Source organism: Pseudonocardia sp. 2-7 (assembly GCF_056341085.1).
In genome coordinates this window covers 4,609,977-4,636,153 of sequence record NZ_CP094507.1, presented here as the reverse complement: position 1 = coordinate 4,636,153, position 26,177 = coordinate 4,609,977, and the positions used below count along the sequence as shown (strand labels likewise).

Genomic DNA, 26,177 nt, shown 5'->3' with positions numbered 1-26,177 from the left:
CCGGGCGTCTGCCGCAGGTCAACGGCGCCGGCGCAGCCGCGCGGCCACCAGCGCCCCGACGCCGGCGAGCGCGGCGACCCCGCCGACCAGCACCGCGGCGGGGACCGGCGCAGCACCCGCGGGATCCGGGGCGCCGGTCGACGTCGCCCCGTCGGCGCTCCGCGTCGCCCCGTCCGCGCCCCCGGATCCCGTTGCGCCGTCCGCGCCGCCTGCCCCGCCCGCGGGGGCCGCGGCGCCCGGGGGCGTGTCCGAGCCGTCGGCGGAGCCCGTGGTGCCCGGCTCGACCAGCGTCCCGATCCCGGTGGCCGGGGCGCCGAAGCCCCAGTCCAGCAGGGCGCGGGCCTGGTCGACCATCAGCACCGGCCGGGGCTCGCCGCGCACGACGGCGACGACCAGCCGTCGCCCGTCGCGCTCCATCGCGCCGACGAAGGTGTGCCGGGCGGCGTCGGTGAACCCGTTCTTGCCGCCGAGGAAGCCGGGGGCACCGAGGAGCCGGTCGTCGTTGCCGAGCAGGAAGCCGGGCTTGTCGGCGAACCCGGGGAACGGGATGCTCCGGGTGGTCAGCGCGGCCGCGATCCGCGGGCGCTCCAGTGCGGCGCGCAGCAGCAGGCCCAGGTCGTAGGCCGAGGCGGACATCCCCGGGCCGTCGAGGCCGGAGGGCGTCGCGGGACGGGTGTCCAGGGCACCGAGGCGGCGGGCCTCGTCGCGCATGGCGGCCAGCGTCGCGGGGACCCCGCCGAGTTCGCGGGCCAGGGCGTTCGCGGCGTCGTTGCCCGAGGACAGCAGCAGCCCGTGCAGCAGCTGGTCGACCGTGTAGCGCCCGCCGGGACCGATCCCGGCCCGGCTGCCGTCGACATCTCCGTCCTCGGCGGTGCCCACGACCACCCGGTCCATCGGCAGCCGCTCGTCGACGACCAGCGCGAGCAACAGCTTGATCGTCGACGCCGGACGCTGCCGCGCGTGCGGGGCCCGGGCGGCGAGCACCGCACCCGAGTCGAGGTCGGCGACGACGTACGACGCGACCCCGACCGGCGGGGGCGGCACCGGCCCGGCGTGGGTGTCACCGCAGCCGCCGAGCCCGCCGACCGGTGGCGACGGCACCGGCAGCGGGGGGACGGGCACCGTCTCCTCCCGCGCGGGCGGGCCGGGCGGGACCTCCTGCCCCGGGCAGCCCGCGGCGACCGCGACCGGAGCGGCGGAGGCGACCGGCGCGGTGCCCGCCGCCCCGGCCAGCGCGAGCGCCACGACGACGGGAACGAGCAGCCGGGCGGCGGGTCGGCGCGGGGAGCCCGGGCCGGCGGGGGTCGTCACCGTTGCAGCATGACCCACGGCCCGGCGGAACGGGCCGCCCGCTGCGGGCCCGGCACCACGGACCGCGCCCCGCGGCACGGTCAGCGCTCGACGATCTCCTTGACCCGGTCCAGGCTGCGCTCCAGCCCGTCGCGCATCAGGGCCTCGCGGTCCCGGCCCAGGATCCCGCTGCGCTGCAGCAGCCGTACCGGCAGCGCCGCCTCGCCGGTCTTCTCCCGCCAGGCGACGACGGTCGTCGCCCCGTCCCCGGCCGGTTCCAGGACCCAGCCCCAGGCCGTCTTCGACTCGCCGACCACGAAGGTGAACCGGCGGGCCGGCTCGCACTCGGTGACGCGGCAGTGCGTGGACCAGCGGATCCGTCCGTGCCGGTTGCCCCCGGTGAACCTCGCGCCCACGGCGGGCCCCGTCGCGTCGCCGCGCCACCGTCCCCCGGTGGCCTCCGGGCTCCACTCACCGGCCCGGGTGATGTCCGAGACCAGCTCCCACACCCGCTCCGGCGGGGCCTGCACCGTACGTTCCGCGCGATCCATCGATCCTCCTCCGAGACTGCGTCACCTCCCGGGTACAAGATCGTCCGGGTGCGCGGACGGTACCGTCCGTCAACCGCTCGACGATTCCGCGTCACGGCCGTGTTTCGAGTTCTGCCGAAACCGTTGTCCAGCGGTTACCGTCCCGTCCGGACATGCGCCGCCGAGCGGTGGCGCCGGAGGGGGAGGTCACCTCGTGCGGATCAACCAGCGCATCGGAGGCAGGAGCCGGTACGCGACCGCGATCGCGCTCGTGGCCGCGGCGGCACTCACGCTCACGGGCTGTGCCCGCGACACCGGCGGGGGCGGCGGCGCCCAGGCCGGGGAGTGCGAGCGCGTCGCGCCGCCGTCGGTCCCGGCCGCGTCGGCCCAGCCGGCGCCGGAGGCCCCGAAGGCGGACGCGAGCAGGCTCAAGGTCGGGCTGGCCTACGACATCGGTGGCCGTGGCGACGCCTCGTTCAACGACGCGGCGGCCGCCGGCCTCGACCGCGCCGTCGCCGAGCTGGGGCTTCAGAAGGCCAACACGCGTGAGGCGACCGCCCAGGCGGGGGAGAGCGAGGACGCGGGCACCAACCGCCTCCGACAGCTCGCCCAGGGCGGGTTCAACCCGATCGTCGCGGTCGGCTTCAACTACGCCACCGGCGTGAAGACCGTCGCGACCGAGTTCCCGAACATCCAGTTCGCCATCGTCGACGACGACACGGTCGACCTGCCCAACGTCAAGCCGCTGGTCTTCGCCGAGGAGCAGGGCTCGTTCCTGGTCGGCGCCGCGGCCGCGCTGAAGACCTCGGCCTGCAAGGTCGGGTTCATCGGCGGCGTCGACAACCCGCTGATCCAGAAGTTCGACGCCGGCTACGAGCAGGGCGCCAAGGCCGTCGCGCCGCAGATCGACGTCGAGTCGGCCTACATCTCCCCGGCCGGCGACTTCACCGGCTTCAACGACGCCACCCGCGCCACCGAGATCGCGTCCGGCCAGTACGACGGCGGCGCCGACATCGCCTTCGCCGCGGCGGGCCAGTCGAACCAGGGTGTCTTCGCGGCCGCGCAGACCGCGCAGAAGAAGGCCATCGGCGTCGACTCCGACCAGTACAACTCGCCGCAGCTGACGCAGGTCCGCGACACGATCATGACGTCGATGATCAAGCGGGTCGACGTGGCGGTCTACGACTACATCAACGCGGTCGCGGGCAACACCGTCGCGCAGCTCCCGGCGCGGTTCGACCTCGCCAACAACGGTGTCGGCTACTCCACCTCCGGTGGCCAGGTCGACGACATCGTCCCGCAGCTCGAGGCGTACAAGGCCGCGATCATCGCCGGACAGATCCAGGTCAAGTCCACCAAGTGACCGACCAGCCCGACGCGGTCGCACTCCGCGGGATCACGAAGCGGTTCCCCGGCGTCATCGCGAACGACGGCGTGGACCTCACCGTCACCCACGGTGAGGTCCACGCCCTCTGCGGCGAGAACGGCGCCGGCAAGTCGACCCTGATGAAGATCCTCTACGGGATGCAGACGCCCGACGAGGGCACGATCGTCGTCGACGGGGCGGAGACGCACTTCCGCAGCCCCGCCGACGCCATCGCCGCGGGGATCGGGATGGTCCACCAGCACTTCATGCTGGCCGACAACCTGACCGTCGCCGAGAACGTGCTGCTCGGCGCCGAGCGCCTGCACGGCATCGGGAAGGCGGCCCGGGCGCGGATCACCGAGCTGTCCGCGACCGTCGGGCTCGCCGCCCGGCAGGACGCGCTCGTCGAGCACCTCGGCGTCGCCGACCGGCAGCGCATCGAGATCCTCAAGGTGCTCTACCGCGGCGCCCGCACGGTGATCCTCGACGAGCCGACCGCGGTGCTGGTCCCGCAGGAGGTCGACGAGCTGTTCGCGACCGTGCGCACGATGCAGGGCGACGGCTATACGTTCCTGTTCATCTCGCACAAGCTCGACGAGGTCCGCGCCGTCGCCGACCGGATCACCGTGATCCGCCGCGGCCGCACGGTCGGCACCGCGGACCCGCGGACCGTCACCAACCGCGAGCTGGCGGAGATGATGGTCGGCTCGGAGCTGCCCTCGCCGGAGACCCGCGAGTCGACCGTGACCGACCGCGAGGTGCTGCGCGTCGAGGGCCTCGGGCTGGCGAGCCCGGACGGCGGCCGCGACCTGCTCGACGGGGTCGACCTCGTCGTGCACGCCGGTGAGGTGCTGGGCATCGCCGGTGTCGAGGGCAACGGCCAGACCGAGCTCGTCGAGACGGTCATGGGGATGCGCCGGCACGCCCGTGGCCGGGTGTTGCTGAACGGCACCGACATCTCGGCGACGTCGACGATGGCCCGCCGCGAGGCCGGCATCGGCTACGTCCCCGAGGACCGGTCCCGCCACGCCCTGCTCGGCGAGCAGCCGCTGTGGGCGAACCGGATCCTCGGGTTCCAGTCCCGGCCGCCGATCGCCCGGCGCGGGCTGCTGGACACCGCCGCCGCGCGCACCGACACCGAGCGGATCGTGCGCGACTTCGACGTCCGCACCCCCGGGATCGACGTCATGGCGGCCGCGCTGTCCGGCGGCAACCAGCAGAAGCTCGTCGTCGGACGGGAGCTGTCCGGTGACCCGGTGCTGCTCATCGCGGCCCACCCGACCCGCGGCGTCGACGTCGGCGCGCAGGCAGGCATCTGGGCTGAGCTGCGCCGCGCCCGCGCGGCCGGGCTCGCGGTGCTGCTGGTGTCGGCGGACCTCGACGAGCTGATCGGCCTGTCCGACACCCTCGCCGTCATCTCCGGCGGGCGGCTGGTCGGCACCGCCGATCCCGCGACCGTGACCCCCGAGGAGCTGGGTACCAAGATGACCGGAGCCGCCACGTGAGCCGGCTGCGGGGCGCCGTCGTCGCGCCCGTCCTGGCGATCGCGGTCGCCGCCCTGCTCTGCGGGGTCGCCCTGGTGATCAGCGGGGCGTCGCCGTGGACGGCGGTCACCACCATCCTCGCGCAGGTCGGGTCGGGCACGGTCGTCGTGGACACCGTGAACTCCGCCGCCGTCTACTACCTCGCCGCCCTGGCCGTCGCGATCGGCTTCCAGATGCGGCTGTTCAACATCGGCGTCGAGGGCCAGTTCCGGGTCGCCGCCTGCGTCGCCGCGATCGTCGGCGGGACGGTGGCGCTCCCGCCGGTCCTGCACACCGTGCTGATCATGGTGGTGGCGCTGCTGACCGGCGCCGCCTGGGTCGCGATCCCGGCGCTGCTCAAGGCCTACCGCGGCGTCTCCGAGGTCATCTCGACGATCATGCTGAACGCGATCGCCACCGGGCTGATCGCCTACCTGATCCGCGCCGAGACCTTCGGCGAGCTGCGCGGCAACAACATCACCACCCCGCCGATCCCCGAGTCGGGCTGGTTCCCCGGGATCCCGGTCGGCAACGGCGCGATCTTCGGGATGGTGTTCGTCGCGGCCGCGCTGGGCATCGGCTACTGGTTCCTGCTCGGACGCACCCGGTTCGGCTTCGAGCTGCGCGCCTCCGGCGAGTCGGCGACGGCCGCCGCGACCGGCGGGGTGAACGCGCGCCGCACGATCGTCGTCGCGCTGCTGCTCTCCGGCGCGGTCGCCGGGCTGGTCGGGTTGCCCGAGCTGCTCGGGCGCGACCACGCCTACACGCTGTCCTCGCCGCAGGGCTACGGCTTCACCGGCATCGCGATCGCGCTGCTGGGCCGCAACCACCCCGTCGGCATCGCGCTGGGCGCGCTGCTGTGGGCGTTCCTGGACAAGTCCGCGGTGGCGCTCGACGTCGTCGGCATCCCGCGGGAGATCGTGCTGATCATGCAGGGCCTGATCGTGCTGTCGGTGGTCGTCGCCTACGAGGTCGTCCGCCGGGTCGAGCGCCGGGCCGAGCAACGGCGGGTCGCCGCGGCGGCCCCCACACCGCAACCCGCGGAGGTGTCGTCGTGACCGCGGTGCTGGATCGTGCGCGGTCCCTGCCCGGCTGGGCCCGGTCGGCGCTGATCGCGGCCGCGCTGGTCGCGGTCCTGTCGGTCACGGTGACGCTGACCGGCCAGACCCAGCTGACCTCCGGCGGCACCGCGTCCGCCGCGGTGCGGCTGGGGCTGCCGATCCTGCTCGCCGGCCTGGGCGGCCTCTGGGCCGAACGCGCCGGGATCATCAACATCGGCCTCGAGGGCATGATGGTGCTCGGCACCTGGGGTGCGGCCTGGGCCGGCTACCAGTGGGGGCCGTGGGCGGCGATGCTCGGCGGGCTGGTGTTCGGCGCGCTCGGCGGGCTGCTGCATGCCGTCGCGACGGTCACGTTCAACGTCAACCACATCGTCTCCGGCGTCGCGATCACCCTGCTCGGGACGGGGCTGACGAAGTACCTGGCGACGCTGGTGTTCACCCCGGTCTCGCAGAACCCGCGCCAGTCCCCGCGGCTGGAGGGCTTCACCGAGTTCTCGATCCCCGGGGTCTCCGAGGGCCTCGCGGCGCTGGAGGCCCAGCAACGGGTGTTCGTCTCCGACCTCGCCGGGTTGCTGTCCGGGCTGGTCACCGGCCTGACGCCGATCCTGGTCATCGGGGTCGCGCTGGTCCCGGTGAGCTACCTCGTGCTGTGGCGGACGGCGTTCGGGCTGCGGCTGCGCAGCGCGGGCGAGTCGCCGGTCGCGGCGGAGTCGCTCGGCGTGAACGTGGTGCTGCACAAGTACGTCGCGGTCACGATCTCCGGCGCGCTCGCCGGGCTCGGCGGTGCGGCCCTGGTGCTCAACCCCGGCCAGCTCGGCTACCTGGAGAACCAGGTCGGCGGGCGCGGGTACATCGGCCTCGCCGCGATGATCTTCGGCAACTGGCGGCCCGCCGGGCTGCTCGTCGGCTCGGCGCTGTTCGGTTACGTCGACGGCCTGCAGCTGCGTGCCGGCGGTGAGGCGGTGCACGCGCTGCTCTACGGCGCGACGCTGGTCGCGGTCGTCGTCGCGGTGCTGTGGGCGATCCGCCGGATGTGGACCGCCGCCGCCGTCGCGCTCGTCGCGGGGCTGCTGGTCTACGCGGTCTACTGGTCGGTCGACACCGTGCCCAGCGAGTTCGCCTCCTACGCCCCGCAGCTGGTCACGCTGATCGTGCTCGCGGCGGCCTCGCAACGACTACGACCACCGGCCCGGCTCGGCGAGCCGTACCGGCGCGGGGAGGGCCGCTAGATGGCAGGCGGGGGACCGTCCGGAGCGGGCGCGGACATGGTGCGGCCCGACGCACCCGTCCCGGACTGGGACGCCCTGCGGGCCGCCGCGGTGCAGGCCGCGGCCTGGGCGTACGCGCCGTACTCCCGGCTGCACGTCGGCGCGGCCGCACTCGTCGACGACGGGCGGGTGGTCACCGGCTGCAACGTCGAGAACGCCTCCTACGGCCTCGGCGTCTGCGCCGAGGTGACCCTCGCCGGGCAGCTGCGTCTCTCCGGCGGCGGACGGCTGCTCGCGGTCGCCTGCCGCTCCGGCGACGGCGACCTGCTCATGCCGTGCGGACGCTGCCGCCAGGTGCTCCACGAGTTCGGCGGCGCCGCCCTGCTCTGCGACACCCCGCGCGGGGTGCTGCCGTTCACCGAGGTGCTGCCCGACGCGTTCGGCCCGGAGGATCTCCCGTGAGCTTCTCCGCGGTCGAGGTCATCGCGGCCAAGCGCGACTGCCGCACCCTGTCGAGGGCCCAGATCGACTGGGTGGTCGACGCCTACACCCGCGGCGAGGTGGCCGACGAGCAGATGGCCGCGCTGGCCATGGCGATCCTGCTCAACGGCATGGAGCCCGGCGAGATCGCGCACTGGACCCAGGCGATGATCGACTCCGGCGAGGTCCTCGACTTCGGCGACGTCGGACGCCCGCTGGTCGACAAGCACTCCACCGGCGGCGTCGGGGACAAGATCACGCTGCCGCTGGCGCCGCTCGTCGCGGCCTGCGGGGCGGCGGTGCCGCAGCTGTCCGGACGCGGGCTCGGCCACACCGGCGGCACCCTGGACAAGCTGGAGGCCGTCCCCGGCTGGCGCGCCTCGCTGACCACCGACGAGATCACCGCGCAGCTGCGCGAGGTCGGCGCGGTCGTCTGCGCGGCGACGCCCACGCTCGCCCCCGCCGACAAGCGGCTCTACGCGCTGCGCGACGTCACCGGCACCGTCGAGTCCGTCCCGCTGATCGCCAGCTCGATCATGAGCAAGAAGCTCGCCGAGGGCACCGGCGGGCTGGTCCTCGACGTGAAGGTGGGGTCCGGCGCGTTCATGAAGACCCTGCCGCGCGCCGGGGAGCTCGCCGACGCGATGACCGCGATCGGGGCCGCCCACGGCCTCCCGACCACCGCGCTGCTTACCGACATGTCCCGCCCGCTGGGCCGCTGCGTCGGCAACGCCCTGGAGGTCGCCGAGTCGGTCGAGGTGCTGCGTGGTGGGGGACCGGCCGACCTGGTGTCGCTCACCGTCGCGCTGGCCACGGAGATGCTCGCCCTCGCCGGTCTGCCCGACGCCGACCCGGCCGCCGTGCTCGCCTCCGGTGCCGCGTACGACGTGTGGGAGCGGATGATCGCCGCGCAGGGCGGGGACCCGTCCGCACCGCTGCCGGTGGCCACGCACGTCGAGACGGTCGTCGCCGAGCGGTCCGGGATCTTCGCCGGGGCCGACGCGCTCGCCGTCGGCACGGCGGCCTGGAAGCTCGGAGCCGGGCGCGCCCGCAAGGAGGACCCGGTACAGGCCGGGGCCGGGGTCCGGCTGCTGGTCGACCCGGGCGACGAGGTCCGTCCCGGCACCCCGCTCGCCGAGCTGCACACCGACGACGACGCCCGGCTCCCCACCGCCCGCCGGCTGCTCGCGGGAGCGGCACTGATGATCACCACGGACCCGCCGCCCGAGCGGGACCTCGTCCTCGACGTCCGCCGGGGCGGCTGACCCGGCCCGGCCGGGGTCGCATGCGACCCCGAACGGCGTCAGGTGGCTGACGGGACGTGACAGATCTTCCTGCGTCCGCGTGCCGCATTCGTGCCGAAACGTAACTCTCGGTGTCTCCGTTCGTTACGCACAGTGTGAACCGTTCGCCGGCGACGATGCCGTCCCCCAGCCACGTCCCCGTGTCACCGGACCGCGCGGGGGTGACGGCGGGCCCCGACGTCTGGACCACGGCCGAGGCGAGCGAGGACTTCCGCGAGCTCCGCGCGCGCCTGCTGCGTTTCGTGCTGCCGGCGACCGCGGGCTTCCTGGGCTGGCTGTTCCTGTTCGTGGGGCTCAGCGCCTGGGCGCCCGGGCTGCTCGGCACCCGGGTGCTCGGCGACCTCACGCTGGCGCTGGTGCTGGCCATCGGGCAGTTCGTCACGACGTTCGCGATCACCGCGCTGTACGTCCGGTACGCCGGCCGCCGGCTCGACCCGCTCGCCGACGAGATCCGTGAGCGTCTCGAGCGGGGCCACCGGTGACCGCAGCCGTCGCGGCCGTGTCCCCGGCCCCCGGGGACCCGCTGCTCAACATCCTGGTCTTCTCGTCGTTCATCCTCCTGGCCTTCGTCCTGGTGCTGCGGGTGCGGCGGCGCTCGTCGGCGGCCCGGGACTACTACACCGCGGGCAGCGGCTTCACCGGTCCGGAGAACGGCCTGGCCCTGTCCGGGGACTTCCTGTCGGCCGCGACGTTCCTCGGCATCGTCGGCGCGGTCGCCGTCGCCGGTCCCGACGGGTTCCTCTACGCCGTCGTCGCCTTCGTCGCCTGGCTGGTGGCGCTGTTCTTCGTCGCCGAGATGCTGCGCAACACCGGTCGCTACACGATGGCCGACGTCCTCAGCTACCGGTTGCGGCAGCGCCCGGTGCGCGCGGCCGCCGCGACCTCGGCGGTGGTGATCTCCACGCTGTACCTGCTCGGCCAGCTCGCGGGCGCGGGCGGCCTGCTCGCGCTGCTGCTGAACATCACCGACCGCGCCGGGCAGTCCGCGACGATCGCCGGGGTCGGGGCCGTGGTCATCGGGTACGTGCTGATCGGCGGGATGAGCGGCGCGACCTGGATCCAGATCGTGAAGGCGGTCCTGCTGCTGGCGACCGGGATGATCATGGCCGCGTTCGTGCTCGGCACGACCGGTCTGAGCCTGCCCGCGCTGCTGACCGCGGCGGTCGCGAACCACCCGCGCGGCGAGGCCGTGCTGTCCCCGGGGCTGCTGTACGGCGGTGGCCTGACGGCCAACCTGGACCTGCTGTCACTGGCCGTCGGCGGTGTCCTCGGTGTGGCCGGGCTCCCGCACATCCTCATGCGCTTCTACACCGTCCCCGACGCCCGGCAGGCCCGGAAGTCGGTCGTGTGGGCGATCTGGCTGATCGGCGCGTTCTTCCTGCTGGTACTGGCGCTCGGGTACGGCGCCACGGCGCTGGTCGGGCCGGAGGCGATCCTCGCCGCGCCAGGCGGGGTGAACTCGGCGGCGCCGCTGCTGGCACTGCAGATCGGCGGGCCGGTGATGCTGGCGCTGGTCTCGGCGGTCGCCTTCGCGACGATCCTCGCGGTCGTCGCCGGTCTGATGATCACCGCCGCGGCCGCGTTCGCCCACGACGTGTACGCCCAGCTGCTGCGCCGCGGGCAGGCCACCGCGGCCGAGGAGGTCCGCGTCGCCCGGCTGACCACCGTCGTCATCGGGCTCGTCGGCATCGCCGGGGGCATCCTGGCCAACGGCCAGAACATCGCGTTCCTGGCCGCCCTGACCTTCGCGATGGCCGCCTCGGCGAACCTGCCGACGCTGCTGTACTCGCTGTTCTGGAAGGGGTTCACCACGACCGGTGCCCTGTGGAGCATGTACGGCGGCCTCACCGTCACGCTGACACTCATCGTGTTCTCGCCCGCGGTGTCCGGGGCGCCGACGGCGATGCTGCCCGACCTCGACTTCGCGTGGTTCCCGCTGGCGAACCCGGGCCTGGTGTCGGTCCCGGCGGGCTTCCTGCTCGGCTACCTCGGCTCCGTCCTGGGCCGCGAACGCCCCGACGCCGCCGGGCATGCGCAGATGTCGGTCCGGGCGCTGACCGGGGCCGGACTGCAACGTGCGGTGCCCGAGGGCCTGCCGGCGCCGCTCCCCACCGGCCACGGTGCCCACCCGGCCCCCGCCGGTCACGGCGTCACCCCGGTCCCCGCCGGTCACGGAGTCCACCCGGCCCCCGCCGGTCACGGTGCCCACCCGCGCCCCGACGGTCCTGCGGCCCACCCGGGCCCGGCCGGTCCCGCGGTGCACCGGGGCCCGGCCGGGCCCGCGCCGCACCGGAGTCCGGACGGTGGGGCGGCCCGTACCGCCCGGCCGGACGGTGCCGCCGCACCTCTCCGCACGGGACGCCCCCACGGCGGGCCGTCGCGCGACGCCCGGCCCGGTGGCGGCCAGCCGGCGGGTCCGTACCGGCCGCCGGCCGCCCCGGGGCGGGACCCGCAGTTGCCCCCGGGGCGGGAGCGGCCCGGGCCCGGTACGCCGTCCCGCTGAGCCGCGTCCCCGGCCGACGCCCGCCGGCCGAAGCCGGGCCGTCGCCGGCGGGCGCCGCCGGGACGGGCGGATCCGTGACACGCCCGCCGCTGCGCCGTGACGCCGGGCCGGTGCGCCCACCGGTGGGTGACGGCGCGGTGCCGGGCGGGCGTCGGCACGACGATTCCGATCCGGCACGATGGACCACGATGCGTGAGGACCGACGAGCGGCGGAGCGGGCGCCCCACCCCGCGGTGGTGCGGCACCAGCCGCTGCCCCGACCGGTGATGGGCACCGACCCCCGGCGGACCCCGCGGACGCCCCCGGAGGGGGCCGCCGAGGTGACCCGTCCACTCGGTTCCGGCCGGATCCCCGATCCGGGGGAGCCGACCACCCCGCTGGGACCGGTGGCCGACCCGTCACCCGGCCGTCCCGCACCCCCGGCGTGCCCGGACGGCGCCGCCGCGGGCTCGGGGACGCCGTCGCACGGCACCGCTCCGGCGGGCGAGGCGCCCGGGGACGGCGGAGCACCGGCCCCGGGGACGTCCGGGGACGACCCCGCCGGGACCACACCGTCCGGCGGCACGCAGCGCACCGGCTCGCTCGTCCGCTCCTCCGGCATGATCGCGATCGCCAGCCTGGTCAGCAGGCTCACCGGCTTCGTCCGGAACCTCGCGCTGGTCGCGGTGCTGGGGTTCGCGGTCGTCAACGACTCCTACACCGTCTCCAACACGCTGCCGAACATCGTCTACGAGCTGCTGCTCGGCGGCGTGCTGACCAGCGTGATGATCCCGGTGCTGGTCCGGGCCCAGGCCGAGGACGCCGACGGGGGCGAACGCTTCACCCGGCGGCTGCTGACCGTCGTCGGGGCCGGGCTGCTGGTCGCGACGCTGCTCGCGATGGCCGCCGCGCCGTTGCTGACCCGGCTCTACCTCGGTTCCGGCGACACCGGGCAGGCGAACCCCGCGCTGGCGACGGCGTTCGCCTGGCTGCTGCTGCCGCAGATCTTCTTCTACGGGATCGGCGCGCTGCTCGGCGCGATCCTCAACTCGAAGCAGGTGTTCGGGCCGTTCGCCTGGGCGCCGGTGCTGAACAACGTCGTGCTGCTCGGCGTGCTGGTCGTCTACGTGCTGGTGCCGGGGGAGATCTCGGTCGACCCGGTGCGGATGGGCGACCCGAAGCTGCTCGTGCTCGGGGTCGGCACGACGCTGGGCATCGTCGTGCAGGCGCTCGTGCTGATCCCGTTCATGCGCCGGATCGGGTTCCGCTACCGCCCGGTGTGGGGCTGGGACCCGAGGCTGTCGCTGGCCGGCGGCATGGCGCTGTGGATCGTCGCCTACGTGCTGGTCGGGCAGGCCGGGTACATCGTCACCACCCGGGTCGCGGCGTCGGCCGCCGAGGGGTCGGTCGCCACCTACACCTACGCCTGGCTGCTGCTCCAGGTGCCGTACGGCGTGCTCGGGGTGTCGCTGCTGACCGCGCTCATGCCGCGGATGAGCCGGGCCGCGGCGAACGGCGACACCGACCAGGTCGTCACGGACCTCTCGCTCGGGGCGCGCCTGTCGACCGTCGGCCTGATCCCCATCGCCGCCGTCATGACCGCGTTCGGCCCCTCCCTGGGCACCGCGCTGTTCTCCGTCGGCGCCGGCAGCGGTACCGGCGCCGAGCGGCTCGGCCAGGCCGTGGCCTGGTCGGCGTTCGGGCTGCTGCCCTACGCGGTGACGATGCTGCAGATGCGCGTGTTCTACGCGATGACCGACTCCCGCACCCCGACGCTCATCCAGGTCGGCATGGTCGGGGTCAAGATCCCGCTGCTGCTCGCCTGCCCGCTGCTGCTCCCGCCGGAGCAGGTCGTCCTCGGCCTGGCCGCGGCCAACGGGCTCTCGTTCGTCGGGGGCGCGGTGCTCGGGCAGTGGCTGCTGCGCCGCCGCCTCGGGCGGGCCCGCTCCGGCGAGGTCCTGGTGTGCCTGGCCAAGGTCGCGTCCGCCTCCGCGGTCGCCGCCGCCGTCGCCTGGGGTCTCACCCGGCTGCTGGGCCCGGTGCTGGCGGACTGGCCGGACGTGGCCCGCGCCTGGACCCTGCTGGTCGGGGGCGCGCTGATCGCGCTGCCGCTGGCCGTCGCCGGGATGCGGGTGCTGAGGGTGTCCGAGCTCGACGCCGTCTTCCGCCGCCTCGCCCGCCGCTGACCCTCCTGCGTCGCCCCCCGCGGGGTGCCCCCAGGGGAACTTTCGTGGCTTAGAGCGCTACGAGAGTTCCCCTGGGGGCACCCCCGCCGGGGTGGGCGGGGCGCGGTGGGGGCGGAGCTGGGGCAGGATCCACGACGGCCTCCGCCCACCGGCGGCGGTGCGGAGATGGTGGGGCCGTCGGGGCCGGTTGTCCCCGCCCGATCGGCCCACCCGGTGTGCCGGGCCCGGACGCACGCACGCCGCGCCCCGGGGTGCGGGACGCGGCGTGCGCGGTGTCGTGCCGGGCCGGCGGCTCAGTCGTCCGGGTCGTCGCCGACCAGGTCGGCGGCGGAGGCACCGTTCTGGCTCTTCACCGCGACCTTGGCCCGGCCGCGGCGCTGGGCCGGGCGGGGCGGGGGCGGCGGGGCCTGCTGGGCGTACTGCCCACCCCGGCCCATGATCAGCTCCGCGAACGTCGCCATGGCCTCGTCGAGCTGGCTGGCGTTGCGGCGCTCGGACTCGGCGTTGGCCTTGGTGACCAGGTCGGTGACCGAGCCGGTGTCCGGACGGTCGCGCAGCACGGAGTCGAGGCCGGCCAGCCGGTCGTCGACGCCCGCGGAGAGCGTCGAGACGTCGCCGGACAGCTTCTCCAGGCGGGTGTCGACCTCCCCGGTCAGCTTGTCGAGGCGGCCGTCGACGTCGCCGGTCAGCTTGTCGAGCTTCCCGTCGACGCTCTCGCCGAGCGCGTCGAACCGGCCGTCCACGGCCTCCGACAGCGACGACAGCCGCTCGGTGACCGAGCCGTCGAGCTCGCCCAGGCGGTCCTTCAGGGACCCGCCGAGCTTGCCGACCCGCTCCTTGACCGACCCGTCCAGGTCGGTCAGCCTGCCGTCGAGACCGGACTCGACCGAGTCGAGCCGGGTGCCGACCTCCTCCAGACGGGCGGAGAGGGCCTCCAGCCGCTCGGTGAGGGCGTCGAACGCCGGGGCCGGGTCGACGGCCGGGCGCTGGGCCAGGTCCTCCAGGCGGCGGTGCAGGCCCACCGAGGTGTCGCCCAGCAGGTTGCGCAGCCCCTCGCCGGTCTCCTCGAAGGAGTGCACGGCCGCGTCGAGCTGCTCGCGCACCTGACGCTCGACGCCGTCGACCCGCTCCTTGATCGGGGAGGCGACGGCGTTCGGCATCGCGTCGAGCCGCATCTCGTGCCGGTCGAGGCGGTTGTCGAGGTCGTCGAGGCGCTTGTGCAGGCCGCCCAGGCGGTCGTCCAGGCCGTCCATCCGGCCCGAGACGCCCTCGAGGCGCCCGCCCATGCCGTCGAGCCGCCCGTCGAGCTGGGCGATCGGCTTGGCCAGCTTGTCCGGCAGGGACTCGATGGCCCGGGTGATCGCGCCGAGCACGATCTCGGTGTTGTCCAGCTTGGACACGGTCTCGTCGAGGCGCTCGGCCAGGACGTTCAGCTCGGTCCGGTCGGGGAGTTCGGTGAGCTTCTTGCGCACGGTGCCGATGGCGTCCAGGGCCGCCAGCCGGGCGTGGATCTCGTCGAGGGAGTCGAAGATCTGCTGCTGTTCGCTGTCACGGATCTCGGCCGCTCGCATGAGCATGCCGCGCATCCGGTCGAACGAGAGGTTCGAAGTGTCGCTCATGGCACCTGCTGCGCTTCCTCTGAGCCAAGTGGGGAGTGCCCAGAGGGTAGCGACCGCCGTACGAGGGTCGACGGACGGTGTTGTGCTGAGCCGTCCGGGGCATGTCTCCGCACCCGGATCGGGTCGATCATGGCAGGTCCGGGCGCCGGTCGTCGCGCGCCACGCCGCTCGGTACCGTGCCCGAGTGGCAGATCCCACCGCTCCCGTCCCGGTCACCCGCGACGCCGTCCGCCGTGCCCCCAAGGTGCTCCTGCACGACCACCTCGACGGCGGCCTGCGGGTCGGGACCGTCGTCGACCTGGCCCGCGAGTACGGCTACGACAAGCTCCCCACCACCGACCCCGGCGAGCTCGCGGCCTGGTTCCTCGGTGCCGCCCACTCCGGCTCGCTGGTCCGCTACCTCGAGACCTTCGGGCACACCGTCGCCGTGCTGCAGACCCGCGAGGCGCTGACCCGGGTCGCGGCCGAGGCCGCCGAGGACCTGGCCGCCGACGGTGTCGTCTACGCCGAGGTGCGCTTCGCCCCCGAGCTGCACGTCGAGGGCGGTCTGGACCTCGACGCCGTCATCGCGGCCGTCCTCGACGGGTTCCGGATCGGCACCGCCCGCGCCGCGGCGGCCGGGAACACCATCCGGGTCGGCACCCTGCTCACCGCGATGCGGCACGCCGCCCGGTCCCGGGAGATCGCCGAGCTGGCCGTGCGCCACCGCGACTCCGGCGTGGTCGGGTTCGACATCGCCGGCGCCGAGAAGGGGTTCCCGCCCACCCGCCACCTCGACGCGTTCGAGTACGTCCGTCAGCAGAACGCCCACGTCACCATCCACGCCGGTGAGGCGTTCGGGCTGCCGTCGATCTGGGAGGCCGTGCAGTGGTGCGGCGCCGACCGGCTCGGACACGGCGTCCGGATCGTCGACGACATCACCGTCACCGACGACGGCCCGCACCTGGGCCGTCTCGCCGCCTGGGTCCGCGACAGCCGCATCCCGCTGGAGATGTGCCCGACCTCGAACGTGCACACCGGCGCCGCGTCGTCGCTGGCCGAGCATCCCATCGGGCTGCTCACCGACCTGCGGTTCCGGGTCACGGTCAACACCGACAACCGGCTGATGTCCGGCTGCACGATGACCAGCGAGATGTACGACCTGGCCGAGACCTTCGGCTACGGCTGGGACACCCTGCGCTGGTTCACCGTCAACGCGATGAAGTCCGCGTTCATCGGGTTCGACGAGCGTCTGGCCCTGATCGAGGACGTCATCAAGCCCGGGTACGAGGCCCTGTCGCGCTAGTGCTCCCGCAGCCGGGCCTCGAGCCCGGCGACGAGCTCGCCCCAGGACTGCGCCTCCTGGGTGAACGGCGGGCTGGGCGCCATCCGCGTCGGGTCCGGCCGCACGACGAACGACACGAGCCAGCCGAGGCTGTTGGACTCGGCGAGGACCTCGGCGGGCTCGGGGTCCCCGGCCCACTCGCCGACGTCGGTCAGCAGCTCCGAGGCCAGGTCGAGCTGGACCGGGTCCAGGTCGAGCACGCCCTCGGCGAGGTCGGGGCCGATCCCGGTCAGCACGTAGGTGTTCATGTCCTCGACGCCGCCGTCGAGCTCGCCGACGGCGGCCGCGTCGAGCACCTCGGCGAAGGTGACGGCCGCGGTCAGGTCGGTCCCGGCGACGGCGGGGTGCTCCCGGTCGGCCAGCGCCCGGAACAGCGCACGCTCGGAGCCGAACACGTCGATCCGGCCGTCGGAGCCGAGGAAGACCGGCTTGTCGTCGAGGTAGCAGCGCAGGCTGACCACGGAGCGGTCGCCGACCTCGATGCGGATCGGGTCGATGCCGACCTCGGCCCAGAAGCCGTTCGGCTCCTCCGCGGCGGTGTCGGCGTCCTCGGTGCCCGCGGCGAGCGCGGCGGCCTCGAGGGCCTCGTCGTCGTCGAGGGGCTGTTCGGCGAGACGGTCGCGCAGCTCCTGTTCCTCGGCGCGCGCCTTGTCCAGCGCCCCGGCGTCGAGGTCCGGTGTGGCGACGAGGTCGTCGACGGTGTCGACGATCCCGTCCCAGTGCGTCGCGATCGCCTCGGACAGCGCGGTCCAGCGCTTGGCGCCGTCACGTCCGGCGAAGGCCTGCTCGCCCTCGCGCAGCAGCGCGAACGTGGGCTCGCCGTCGAGCGCGGCGATCACGGCGGAGAGGTCGCAGACGTCGGCCAGCGACCGGACGATCGAGACGGTCTCGTGCAGCTCCTGCACGGTCAGCGCGTCCGGGTCGGCGGCGGCCAGCTCCGGCAGACCGACCAGGTCGTACCGGTGGACGGCGTCGGGGGTCAGCTCGGCGACCGCGAGCCCGGGGACCGCGGACCACGCGGGGTGGTCGGCCAGGTCGTGCTCGGGTGCGGTCCGCACGAACGCGGCGAGACCGGCCACCTCGTCGAAGACGAACACGTGCTCGTCGTCGCCGAGGAAGGCTTCCCACTCCTCGCCGTCCTCGCGCCAGGGGGGAGCCCACAGGGTGACCACGTCGCCCCGGGTGAGAGCGAGCCGGATCGGGACGATGTCGCTTGCCACGGGGCGAGCCTATCGTCGCGTCCTGCCGCCGGCCGGTCCCACCACCTCGGGTGTCGCCGGCCCGGCGGATCACGGTCGTGCGGGGTCAGGCCTGGGAGTGCAGTCGGACCACTCCGATGGACACGTCCTCGAGTCCACCCCGGTCGAAGTCGCGTCGCAGCTGGTCGGCCTTGACGGTCGCCGTCATCCCGTCGAACGGGCCGTGCGCGTCCACCTCCCCGGTCTGTGGGTCCACCGCCAGAACAACGTATCCGTCGCACTGCGTGAGCTTTTCCGCAGCAGCGATCAACGTCTGCTCCTCGGAAGTCGTGTTCTCCGGCATCGGATCACCTCCTTGTCGTCTAGTACAGCGTCGGCGGTGCCCTCGATGTGACACCGTTTCGGCCATACCACCCGTTCGGGTCAGGTGAATCGCGAGATCGGCGACCGCGCGTGCTGATCGTGGCACTCCACGCGGTCGATCACGCGATCCGGGGAACCGACCGTGTCCGACCGGCAACCGTTGGTGATCACGGTTCCGCTCCGGGATCGGCTGTCACGCAAGGTCTGCGAGGGTGTCCGCGGCCTCACCCGGGAGGACGAGGAGATGCATCCGGCCGGTCCCGGCGTCACTCGTCGGTGAGCGCGTGCTTCTCACGCTTCGTGAACCGTGACACGCGTCCGTGTCAACGTCCGGGGATGGCGTCCCGGTGTCCGTCCGGTCACGGGACGGCATCGTCGCAGGACACGGAGCGCGTCCGGCCGTCGGGTCCCACGGCCCGGCGGGGCGACGGCACCGGATCGGTGGGCCGGGCGCCTCCTCACGGGGGATCTCCGCGCGGCCCGGCCGCCGTAGGCTGTGCGGCCGTGGACACGATCGTCGTCGACCACCCGCTCGCGCGGGCCCGGCTCAGCACCATGCGGGACGCCCGCACCGACAACGCGACCTTCCGGGCGGCGTTGCGCGAGCTCACCCTGATGCTGGTCTACGAGGCCACCCGCTCGGCGCCGCTGGCCGAGGAGCGGATCCACACCCCGGTCTCGCGGACGGTCGGCCACCGGCTCGCCGTCCCGCCGGTGCTCGTCCCCGTGCTGCGGGCCGGGCTGGGGATGGCCGAGGCCGCGCTGAACCTGATCCCGGACTCGCAGATGGGCTTCGTCGGCATGGCCCGCGACGAGACGACCCACCGGCCGGTGCCCTACATGGAGTCGCTGCCCGACAGCCTCGTCGGGCGGCCGGTGTTCGTGCTCGACCCGATGCTGGCCACCGGCGGCTCGATGGTGCACACCGTGGAGCTGCTGACCCGCCGCGGCGCCGACGACGTGACGGTCCTCTGCGCGCTGTCCGCGCCGGAGGGCGTGGAGCGGCTGCGCGCGTCCGGGCTGCCGGTCCGGATGGTGACCGCCAGCATCGACGAGCGGCTCAACGACTCCGCGTTCATCGTCCCCGGCCTCGGCGACGCCGGGGACCGCCAGTTCGGCGCGGTCTGAGTCCGCCGTGAGGCCCTCCCGCCGCATCCTCACCGGGGTCGTGGCGACGGTGGCCGCGGTCGCGCTGTCGGCGCTGCCCGCGGCGGACCGGCCGGAGGACGCCGAGGTGCCCGCCGCCGTCGACGAGCCCGGGGTGGTGCGGGTGATGCCGCTGGGCGCGTCGTCGACGGTCGGGGTGGGGAGCCCGGCGACGGCCGGCTACCGCCTCCCGCTGTGGCAGCGCCTGGCCGCCGACGGCGTCCGCATCGACTACGTCGGCTCCCGCAGCTCCGGGCCGAACGCGCTGCCCGACACCGACCACGAGGGCCGCTCCGGCTGGACGGCGGCCCGGATGGTGCCGATGACGGGCGGCTGGGTGCTGGCCGCGCAGCCGGACGTCGTGCTGCTGCATGCCGGGACCAACGACCTGCTGCAGGGCGCGAGCGCGCGGGCGACGGCGGCGAGCCTGGACCGGCTGCTGGACCGCGTGTTCGCGGCCGCACCGCACACCCACGTGATCATGGCCGGGGTGTGGGCGCCGCTGCCGAAACAGCGGGCCGAGCGGGCGCGGCTGGCCGAGTACCTGCCCCGGGTCGCCGCCGCGCACCGGGCGGCCGGGCACTCGGTGGAGTTCGTCGACACCGCCACCCTGTTCCCCGCCGGGCGGACCGCGGACGGCCTGCACGCCGGACCGGGCGCCTACCGCACGATCGCGTCGGTGTGGGCCGACCGGATCGAGGCGCACCTCGGGATCGGGCCCGCCACCGGACGCCGATAGCTCAGCCCTCCGGCATGACGGTCGCGGCCACGACCGCGCCCAGCTCGCGGCACGCGGCCCGGGCGGCGGCGTCCGGGGGACCCGCGACCTCGACCGGCGCGGCCGCCGCGGTCCAACCCATCGCCCCGGCCACGGTCGTCACCGAGCGGGTCGCGCCGGAGGTGTCCGAGCCGCCGTGCACCCACAGCCCGTAGGGCAGGCCGCGGGTGTCGTCGGCGCAGACGTAGAAGACCTGGTCGAGGAAGTGCTTGAGTGCGCCGGACATGTAGCCGATGTTCGCCGGCGTCCCGAGGACGACGGCGTCCGCGGCGAGCAGGTCGCTCGCCGTCGCGGCCAGGGCGGCGCGGGCGACGACCTCCACCCCGGTGATGTCCGGGTCGGCCGCGCCCGCGCGGACCTCGGCGAGCAGCTCCGCGGTGGCGGGGGACGGCGTGTGGTGGACCAGGAGCAGGCGCGCGCTCATCCGGCGAGCATCCCGTCGACCTCCGTGCGCAGCGCGTCGAGACGCTCCGCGGCGACGGCCCGCGACGCCGGCACCGCGGCCACGTCGCCGGTGGGGTCCTCCACGACCTCCAGGTAGGCCTTGAGCTTCGGCTCGGTCCCCGACGGGCGGATCACCACGCGGGTCCCGGGGCGCCGCAGCCGCAGCACGTCGGGGGCCGGGCGGTCGGCCTCCCAGCCGGCCGGGGGCGCGGCGCGCAGCCGGGCGACGGCGGCGTCGCGCTCGACGGGGGCCATCCGGATCGAGACACCCCGGGTGGCGTGCACGCCGAACTCCGCGGCCAGCTCGTCGAGCCGCCGCGGCACCGACGACCCGGCCGCGGCGAGCCCGCGCACCAGGTCCGCGGCGACGACGGCGGCGGAGACGCCGTCCTTGTCCCGGACGCCGTCGGGGTCGACGCAGAGCCCGATCGCCTCCTCGTAGCCGAAGACGAGCCCGTCACCGGCCCGCACGATCCACTTGAACCCGGTGAGGGTCTCGGCGGAGCGGGCCCCGCGGGCGGCCGCGACCCGGGCGAGCATCGACGACGACACGACGGTCGTCGCGACCAGCGGGTCCGCCGCGGTCCCGATCCGCAGGAGGTGGTCGCCGAGCAGCACGCCGGTCTCGTCGCCGGACAGCATCCGCCAGCCGTCACCGAAGGCGACGCCGAGCGCGCACCGGTCGGCGTCCGGGTCCAGCGCGACGGCGAGGTCCGCGCCGCTCCGGGCGGCCAGCGCGAGCAGCGCGTCGGTCGCGCCGGGCTCCTCCGGGTTCGGGAAGGCGACCGTCGGGAAGTCGGGGTCGGGCACGGCCTGGCTCGCGACGACGGCGACGTCGAGCACCCCGGCCCGGGCGAGCGCGGCGACCGCGGTCGCGCCGCCGACGCCGTGCATCGGGGTGAGCGCGATCCGCGGCGCGGGCGCCCCGGTGTTCCGCGACAGCGTCGCGACCCGGTCCAGGTAGGCGCCGGTGACCTCCGCCGGGTCCGGCAGCGGCCCGAGCGGCACCGACACCGCGGGTGGGGCGGCGGTGATCGCGTCCTCGATGGCGGCGTCGTCGGGGCCCACGAGCTGCGCGCCGTCGGCGAGGTAGACCTTGTAGCCGTTGTCCGCGGGCGGGTTGTGCGAGGCGGTCACGGCGATCCCGGCGACCGCGCCGAGGTGCCGGACCGCGAAGGCGACCAACGGCGTGGGGACGGGGCCGTCGAGCAGGGTCACGGTGAACCCGGCGCCGGTCAGCACCCGGGCGGTGGCCTCGGCGAACGCCGCCGACCCGTGCCGGGCGTCCCGGCCGACGACGACCCGCCCGGTGCCCGTGGTCCGGGCCAGGTGGGCGGCCAGCCCGGCGGTCGCCCGGGTCACGACGGCGACGTTCATCCCCGACGGCCCGGCCCGCACCGGCCCCCGCAGCCCGGCGGTGCCGAAGCGCAGCGGCCCGGACAGCCGGTCGGCCAGCTCGTCGCCGGCCGCCGCGGCGCCGTCGCCGCCGGCCATCGCGGTGGCCAGCACGCGCTGCAGCTCGGCCCGGGTGGCCGGGTCGGGGTCGTCGGCGATCCAGCGCAGCGCCGCGTCGCGCAGCGGCCCCGGGAGCACCATCAGATGCGGCCGACGAGGTCGCGCAGCAGCGAGCCCATCCGGGTCGCCGCCGCGGCGCCGGCGTCGAGGACCTCCTGGTGGTTCAGCGGCTGCCCGGACAGGCCCGCGGCCAGGTTGGTGACCAACGAGATGCCGGCGACCTCCAGCCCGGCGGCGCGGGCGGCGATCGTCTCGGCGACGGTGGACATCCCGACCAGGTCCGCACCCAGCGTGCGCAGCATCCGGATCTCGGCCGGGGTCTCGAAGTGCGGACCGGGCAGCCCGGCGTAGACGCCGTCGACCAGCGACGGGTCCAGCTCGCGGGCGGCGGCGCGCAGCCGCGGGGAGTAGGCGTCGGTGAGGTCGACGAAGTGCGCGCCGTGCAGCGGCGAGCGTGCCAGCAGGTTGAGGTGGTCGGAGATCAGCACCGGCTGCCCGACCGACAGGCCCTCGGTGATGCCGCCCGCCGCGTTGGTCAGCACGACCGTGCGGACACCGGCCGCCGCGGCGGTGCGGACGCCGTGCACGACCGGGTCCATCCCGTGGCCCTCGTAGAGGTGGGTGCGCCCGAGCAGGACCAGCACCCGGGTGTCGCCGATGCGCAGCGAGCGGGCGGTGCCGCCGTGGCCGACCGCGGACGGCGCGACGAACCCGGGCAGCTCGGCCATCGGGACCTCGGTGTCCGGGGTGCCGAGGACGTCAGCGGCCGGACGCCAGCCGGAGCCCAGGACCACCGCCACGTCGTGGGCGTCGGTGCCGGTGCGGCGGGCGAGCTCGGCGGCGGCGGCGTGGGCGCGAGCGGTGGGGTCGGCGGTGTCGGCCATGCGCGCCAGCCTAGGGGGCGCCGGCGCCGTGGCCGGTTCAGCCCGGGGTGGCGCGGAAGCCCGATGCGACGGCGTCGAACAGGCCCGCGACGGCGTCCTCGGCGCGACCGGCGGGGGAGGTCAGCTGCAGTACCCAGACCCCGCCGAGCTGGTCGCGGCCGGGAATGATGCGCATCAGCGTGCTGCGCTGCGCGCTGCCGCTGCCGGTGGTGAGCGCGACCTGGCTGGAGCCGTCGGGCAGCTGCTCGACCGGCCCGGCCTCGACCGGGTCGACGCCCAGCGCCTCGGGGGTGAGGGCGTCGGTGACGGCCCGGACCGAGGTCGCCGCCCGGACCGAGAGCTCCTGACGGCCGTCCGGGCTGACGAAGCGGACGACGACCGAGCCGTCGGGGGCGGGCGAGCGGAACTGCGTCCAGCCGTCGGGCACCGGCACGGTGAAGCCGAGCGGGTCCGGGTAGGTGGTGCGCAGCGACCGGTCGGTGGCGACGGTGACCGTCGACAGCGGTTCCTGCCCGGCCAGCGCGCGGACCCCGGCGAACCCGGCGAGCGCGCCGAGCAGCACGATCAGGGCGCCGCTGAGCACCAGCGGGACTGCGCCGAGCACGGTGGTCGGGCCGGCCGCCGCGGTACGGGCGGGCGCCGCCCCCCGCGACGACGGGCGGGCCTGCCGCGGGCGCGGCGGCTCGGCGGGCGGCGGTGCCGGGGCGGGCACGGGGTCGGCGGCCGGGACGCGGCCGTAGGTGCCGGTGCCGGTGGGGCCGACCGGGCCGGGCGGGGGCGGTGCGGCGACCCGCGGCGGTGCCGGTGCCGGGGCCGCGCCGCTCGGTGCGGGCACCCGCGCCATCACGGTCGGCACGTCCGGGGAGCCGGGGAAGATCGGGTCGTCCGGGTCGGCGAGCAGCGGGCGCAGCCGGGCCCGGACCTCGTCGAGCGGCATCCGGCCCGACGGCTCCTTGACCATCAGCCCGGCGATGACCTCGGCGAGCGGGCCGGTGACCGTCGGCGCGGGGACGGGACCATCGACGACCTCGGTGATGGTGCGGACCGGGTCACCGTCGACGTCGTAGGGCGGGCGGCCCTCGACGGCGGCCCAGAGCGTCGCGCCGAGGCCCCACAGGTCCGCGGCCGGCGTGACCGGCTGGCCCGCGGCGACCTCGGGCGCGATGTAGGCGGGCGAGCCGAGCACGAGGCCCGCGGAGGTCATCGGCGCGTCGGACTCGTTGCGGGCGATGCCGAAGTCGGTGAGCTTGATCCGGCCGTCGTCGGAGATCAGGACGTTGCCGGGCTTCACGTCGCGGTGGGTGATCCCGGCCCGGTGCGCGGCCCGCAGCGCCGCCGCGGTGCCGTGCCCGACGACGCCGGCCTGCGCGGCGTCGAGCCTGCCCAGCTCGGTGATCGCCGCGGCCAGGTTCTTCGACGGCACCAGCTCCATGACCACCAGCGGCTCGTCGCCGCCGGAGTCGAGCACGTCGAAGACGGTCACGACGTTGGGGTGCGACAGCCCGGCGAGTGCCCGGGCCTCCCGCATGATGCGTTCCCGCAGCTCCAGCTTCTCCCCGGCCGGGATGCCGTCGGGGATCTTCAGCTCCTTGAGCGCGACGCGGCGGTGCAGGACCTCGTCGAAACCCGACCAGACGGTCCCCATCGCGCCGCTCCCGAGCGGACCGTCGACGCGGTACCGCCCGGCGAACTGTCGGCGCTGGACCTCGCCCTCGGGAACGGACACGGCGCCGATTGTTCCATCGTGCCCGCGCGGCCCGTCCCGGCACACCGTTCCCGGCCGGGATCGTCACCGCCGGTGCACAGTGGTGACGGTATGTGACGACACTGGTCGTTTCGGGACGCCGGACGGCCGCCGCGGCGGGCCGGGCGTGCGGACGGTCACGGTCCGGTGGCGTTCCGGCCGCGGGCCGGTGTCGTCGTCCGGGGAGTTCCCCGTGACGGGCGTCCGAACCGCCGGTGAACGGCGAGGACGGCCGTTCGCCGACGGGAGGAACGGTCGCACGCGGCCGTTCACCTGGAGCGGTGAACCCGCTGGCAGCAGCTCGCCGACCCCTTGCCGCCCCGTGGCGTGAACGGACGATTTCGACTGGAACACCGCCGGACGGGTGAGCACCATCATGGGTGGTGGGAGACGACCGAACGCCGTCCGCGTCGACCGCGGGCATGCGGGCCGTTCCCGCCGAGGGCCAGTACGAGGAGGACAAGGTGACTGCGCTGCAGACCCGCACCGAGCTCCCGGAGATCACCGATCCCGCGGTCGACGATCTCGGCTCCGGCACGGGTCCGGCCTGGCTGGAGTCGTGGATGCGGGCGCACAAGGGCGAGATCGTCGGCTGGCGCCGTGCGATCCACGCCCAGCCCGAGCTGGCCCGTCGCGAGCACCTCACGACCGCGCGGGTCGCGGAGACCCTGCTGCGGGCCGGTCTGGAGCCGCGCACGCTGCGCGGCGGCACCGGTGTCGTCTGCGAGGTGGGGCACGGCGAGCCGCTGGTCGCCCTGCGCGCGGACATGGACGCGCTGCCCCTGCAGGAGCAGACCGGTCTGCCGTTCGCCTCCGAGGTGCCCGGCGTCATGCACGCCTGCGGGCACGACGCGCACACCGCGATGCTGCTCGGCGCGGCACTGGCGCTGCAGTCCGCGCCGTCGCTGCCCGGCCGGGTCCGGCTGGTGTTCCAGCCGGCCGAGGAGGTGCAGCCGGGCGGCGCGCTCGACGCCGTCGAGCAGGGCGTGATGGAGGGCGTGCAGCGGATCTTCGCGCTGCACTGCGACCCCCGCCTGGAGGTCGGACGGCTCGGCACCCGGGTCGGGCCGATCACCTCGGCCTGCGACCTCATCGAGGTCCGGCTGACCTCCCCGGGCGGGCACACCTCGCGCCCGCACCTGACCGCCGACCTCGTACAGGCGCTCGGGCTGCTGGCCACGCAGGTGCCGCTGCTGCTGACCCGCCACGTCGACCCGCGCTCGGGCACCGTCCTGACCTGGGGTGCGGTGCACGCCGGGGACGCGGCGAACGCGATCCCGCAGTCCGGCCTGCTGCGCGGCACCCTGCGCACCGCCGACCACGCCACCTGGACCGAGCTCGAGGAGAAGCTGCGGGCGCTCGTCGCGTCCGTGCTGGCCCCGACCGGTGTCGGCTACGTGCTCGACCACGTCCGCGGTGTCCCGCCGGTCGTCAACGACGCGGTGTCCACCGGGATGCTGCGCGACGCCGCGGTGACCGTCGGTGGCGAGGTCGCCGACGCGTCCACGGAGCAGTCCTCCGGCGGCGAGGACTTCGCCTGGTACCTGGAGCACTCCGCGGGCGCCATGGCGCGGCTCGGGGTGTGGTCGGGCACCGGCAAGCAGCGGGACATCCACCAGCCGACCTTCGACCTCGACGAGCGGGCCCTGCCGTTCGGGTCGCGGGTGCTGGTGCAGGCCGCGCTGTCCGCGCTGGCGCAGGCGGCCTCCTGAACCACCGTCTCCCGCGGTG

Annotated in this window: 21 protein-coding genes and 1 pseudogene; 13 read left to right on the top strand and 9 right to left on the bottom strand. The window is 75.1% G+C overall.

Features of this window, described 5'->3' with window-relative positions; genetic code table 11:
• Positions 1-18 precede the first annotated feature (18 nt).
• Complete coding sequence (locus tag MTO91_RS22250; RefSeq protein WP_476652615.1) at positions 19-1,311, bottom strand: D-alanyl-D-alanine carboxypeptidase family protein; 1,293 nt, start codon at positions 1,309-1,311, stop codon at positions 19-21.
• An 80-nt stretch (positions 1,312-1,391) separates the two neighbouring features.
• Positions 1,392-1,841 (bottom strand): SRPBCC family protein, encoded by a 450-nt coding sequence (locus MTO91_RS22245; protein ID WP_476652614.1) that lies wholly within the window; start codon positions 1,839-1,841, stop codon positions 1,392-1,394.
• Between the two features lie 193 nt (positions 1,842-2,034).
• On the opposite strand from MTO91_RS22245, the gene MTO91_RS22240 reads away from it, so the two are divergent.
• From MTO91_RS22240 to murJ, 9 genes and pseudogenes are all read left to right on the top strand, one after another.
• A complete protein-coding gene (locus tag MTO91_RS22240) occupies positions 2,035-3,183 on the top strand; it encodes a BMP family lipoprotein (protein WP_476652613.1) in 1,149 nt (382 codons plus the stop codon).
• Positions 3,180-4,691: an ABC transporter ATP-binding protein gene (locus tag MTO91_RS22235; RefSeq protein ID WP_476652611.1), complete on the top strand. Its 1,512-nt coding sequence runs from the start codon at positions 3,180-3,182 to the stop codon at positions 4,689-4,691. The genes MTO91_RS22240 and MTO91_RS22235 overlap by 4 nt, the downstream gene beginning before the upstream one ends.
• Positions 4,688-5,767, top strand: coding sequence for an ABC transporter permease (locus MTO91_RS22230; protein WP_346108417.1), 1,080 nt, complete (start codon positions 4,688-4,690; stop codon positions 5,765-5,767). The genes MTO91_RS22235 and MTO91_RS22230 overlap by 4 nt, the downstream gene beginning before the upstream one ends.
• Positions 5,764-6,999 carry an ABC transporter permease gene (locus MTO91_RS22225; protein WP_062397667.1) on the top strand — a complete coding sequence of 412 codons (1,236 nt, stop codon included), beginning with the start codon at positions 5,764-5,766 and terminating at the stop codon, positions 6,997-6,999. The genes MTO91_RS22230 and MTO91_RS22225 overlap by 4 nt, the downstream gene beginning before the upstream one ends.
• 36 nt (positions 7,000-7,035) lie before the next feature.
• Entirely contained in the window at positions 7,036-7,440 is a 405-nt protein-coding gene (locus MTO91_RS22220) for a cytidine deaminase (protein ID WP_224401470.1), read from the top strand.
• A complete protein-coding gene (locus tag MTO91_RS22215; RefSeq protein ID WP_476652609.1) occupies positions 7,437-8,723 on the top strand; it encodes a thymidine phosphorylase in 1,287 nt (428 codons plus the stop codon). Before MTO91_RS22220 ends, MTO91_RS22215 begins: the two co-directional genes overlap by 4 nt.
• 155 nt (positions 8,724-8,878) lie before the next feature.
• Positions 8,879-9,244, top strand: a complete 366-nt coding sequence (locus tag MTO91_RS22210; RefSeq protein ID WP_083658832.1) for a DUF485 domain-containing protein — start codon at positions 8,879-8,881, stop codon at positions 9,242-9,244.
• Positions 9,241-10,845, top strand: a pseudogene (locus MTO91_RS22205) (solute symporter family protein); the annotation flags it as partial. The gene MTO91_RS22210 and the pseudogene MTO91_RS22205, both read left to right, overlap by 4 nt.
• A gap of 608 nt (positions 10,846-11,453) precedes the next feature.
• Entirely contained in the window at positions 11,454-13,430 is a 1,977-nt protein-coding gene (gene murJ / locus MTO91_RS22200) for a murein biosynthesis integral membrane protein MurJ (RefSeq protein WP_405415125.1), read from the top strand.
• Between the two features lie 293 nt (positions 13,431-13,723).
• Here murJ and MTO91_RS22195 read toward each other — a convergent pair whose 3' ends face one another.
• Positions 13,724-15,049, bottom strand: a complete 1,326-nt coding sequence (locus MTO91_RS22195; protein WP_405415128.1) for a PA containing protein — start codon at positions 15,047-15,049, stop codon at positions 13,724-13,726.
• A 184-nt stretch (positions 15,050-15,233) separates the two neighbouring features.
• Here MTO91_RS22195 and MTO91_RS22190 point away from each other — a divergent pair, with 184 nt between their 5' ends.
• Positions 15,234-16,334, top strand: coding sequence for an adenosine deaminase (locus MTO91_RS22190; protein WP_251784334.1), 1,101 nt, complete (start codon positions 15,234-15,236; stop codon positions 16,332-16,334).
• On the opposite strand, the gene MTO91_RS22185 is transcribed toward MTO91_RS22190, so the two are convergent.
• A complete protein-coding gene (locus MTO91_RS22185) occupies positions 16,331-17,593 on the bottom strand; it encodes a primosomal protein (RefSeq protein ID WP_350590562.1) in 1,263 nt (420 codons plus the stop codon). The two genes, MTO91_RS22190 and MTO91_RS22185, sit on opposite strands and share 4 nt — an antisense overlap.
• 85 nt (positions 17,594-17,678) lie before the next feature.
• Positions 17,679-17,915, bottom strand: a complete 237-nt coding sequence (locus tag MTO91_RS22180) for a hypothetical protein (protein WP_073576391.1) — start codon at positions 17,913-17,915, stop codon at positions 17,679-17,681.
• Positions 17,916-18,439: 524 nt separating this feature from the next.
• Here MTO91_RS22180 and upp point away from each other — a divergent pair.
• Together upp and MTO91_RS22170 are read left to right on the top strand one after the other, a co-directional pair.
• A complete protein-coding gene (gene upp, locus MTO91_RS22175; RefSeq protein ID WP_073576390.1) occupies positions 18,440-19,063 on the top strand; it encodes a uracil phosphoribosyltransferase in 624 nt (207 codons plus the stop codon).
• A gap of 7 nt (positions 19,064-19,070) precedes the next feature.
• Positions 19,071-19,820, top strand: a complete 750-nt coding sequence (locus tag MTO91_RS22170) for a GDSL-type esterase/lipase family protein (RefSeq protein ID WP_476652608.1) — start codon at positions 19,071-19,073, stop codon at positions 19,818-19,820.
• 1 nt (position 19,821) lies between these two features.
• Here the strand turns inward: MTO91_RS22170 and MTO91_RS22165 are convergent, their stop codons facing one another.
• From MTO91_RS22165 to MTO91_RS22150, 4 genes are read right to left on the bottom strand one after another with little or no spacing between them, the layout of a single operon-like run.
• A complete protein-coding gene (locus MTO91_RS22165) occupies positions 19,822-20,283 on the bottom strand; it encodes a flavodoxin family protein (RefSeq protein WP_062397648.1) in 462 nt (153 codons plus the stop codon).
• Positions 20,280-21,899, bottom strand: coding sequence for a phospho-sugar mutase (locus MTO91_RS22160; protein WP_476652606.1), 1,620 nt, complete (start codon positions 21,897-21,899; stop codon positions 20,280-20,282). Before MTO91_RS22160 ends, MTO91_RS22165 begins: the two co-directional genes overlap by 4 nt.
• The gene (locus tag MTO91_RS22155) at positions 21,899-22,702 is read right to left on the bottom strand and encodes a purine-nucleoside phosphorylase (protein ID WP_208826263.1); all 804 of its coding nucleotides are present in this window, start codon (positions 22,700-22,702) and stop codon (positions 21,899-21,901) included. The genes MTO91_RS22160 and MTO91_RS22155 overlap by 1 nt, the downstream gene beginning before the upstream one ends.
• 37 nt (positions 22,703-22,739) lie before the next feature.
• Positions 22,740-24,428, bottom strand: coding sequence for a serine/threonine-protein kinase (locus MTO91_RS22150; RefSeq protein WP_476652604.1), 1,689 nt, complete (start codon positions 24,426-24,428; stop codon positions 22,740-22,742).
• 440 nt (positions 24,429-24,868) lie between these two features.
• On the opposite strand from MTO91_RS22150, the gene MTO91_RS22145 reads away from it, so the two are divergent.
• Complete coding sequence (locus tag MTO91_RS22145; protein ID WP_251784442.1) at positions 24,869-26,158, top strand: amidohydrolase; 1,290 nt, start codon at positions 24,869-24,871, stop codon at positions 26,156-26,158.
• The last annotated feature ends 19 nt before the right edge of the window (positions 26,159-26,177 follow it).

Bases quoted from the DNA above. Each gene is read 5' to 3' on its own strand.
- MTO91_RS22245 (WP_476652614.1), bottom strand. From the start codon at position 1,841: ATGGATCGCGCGGAACGTACGGTGCAGGCCCCGCCGGAGCGGGTGTGG.
- MTO91_RS22220 (WP_224401470.1), top strand. From the start codon at position 7,036: ATGGTGCGGCCCGACGCACCCGTCCCGGACTGGGACGCCCTGCGGGCC.
- MTO91_RS22210 (WP_083658832.1), top strand. From the start codon at position 8,879: ATGCCGTCCCCCAGCCACGTCCCCGTGTCACCGGACCGCGCGGGGGTG.
- murJ (WP_405415125.1), top strand. From the start codon at position 11,454: ATGCGTGAGGACCGACGAGCGGCGGAGCGGGCGCCCCACCCCGCGGTG.
- MTO91_RS22195 (WP_405415128.1), bottom strand. From the start codon at position 15,049: ATGAGCGACACTTCGAACCTCTCGTTCGACCGGATGCGCGGCATGCTC.
- MTO91_RS22180 (WP_073576391.1), bottom strand. From the start codon at position 17,915: ATGCCGGAGAACACGACTTCCGAGGAGCAGACGTTGATCGCTGCTGCG.
- MTO91_RS22165 (WP_062397648.1), bottom strand. From the start codon at position 20,283: ATGAGCGCGCGCCTGCTCCTGGTCCACCACACGCCGTCCCCCGCCACC.
- MTO91_RS22160 (WP_476652606.1), bottom strand. From the start codon at position 21,899: ATGGTGCTCCCGGGGCCGCTGCGCGACGCGGCGCTGCGCTGGATCGCC.
- MTO91_RS22155 (WP_208826263.1), bottom strand. From the start codon at position 22,702: ATGGCCGACACCGCCGACCCCACCGCTCGCGCCCACGCCGCCGCCGCC.
- MTO91_RS22145 (WP_251784442.1), top strand. From the start codon at position 24,869: ATGCGGGCCGTTCCCGCCGAGGGCCAGTACGAGGAGGACAAGGTGACT.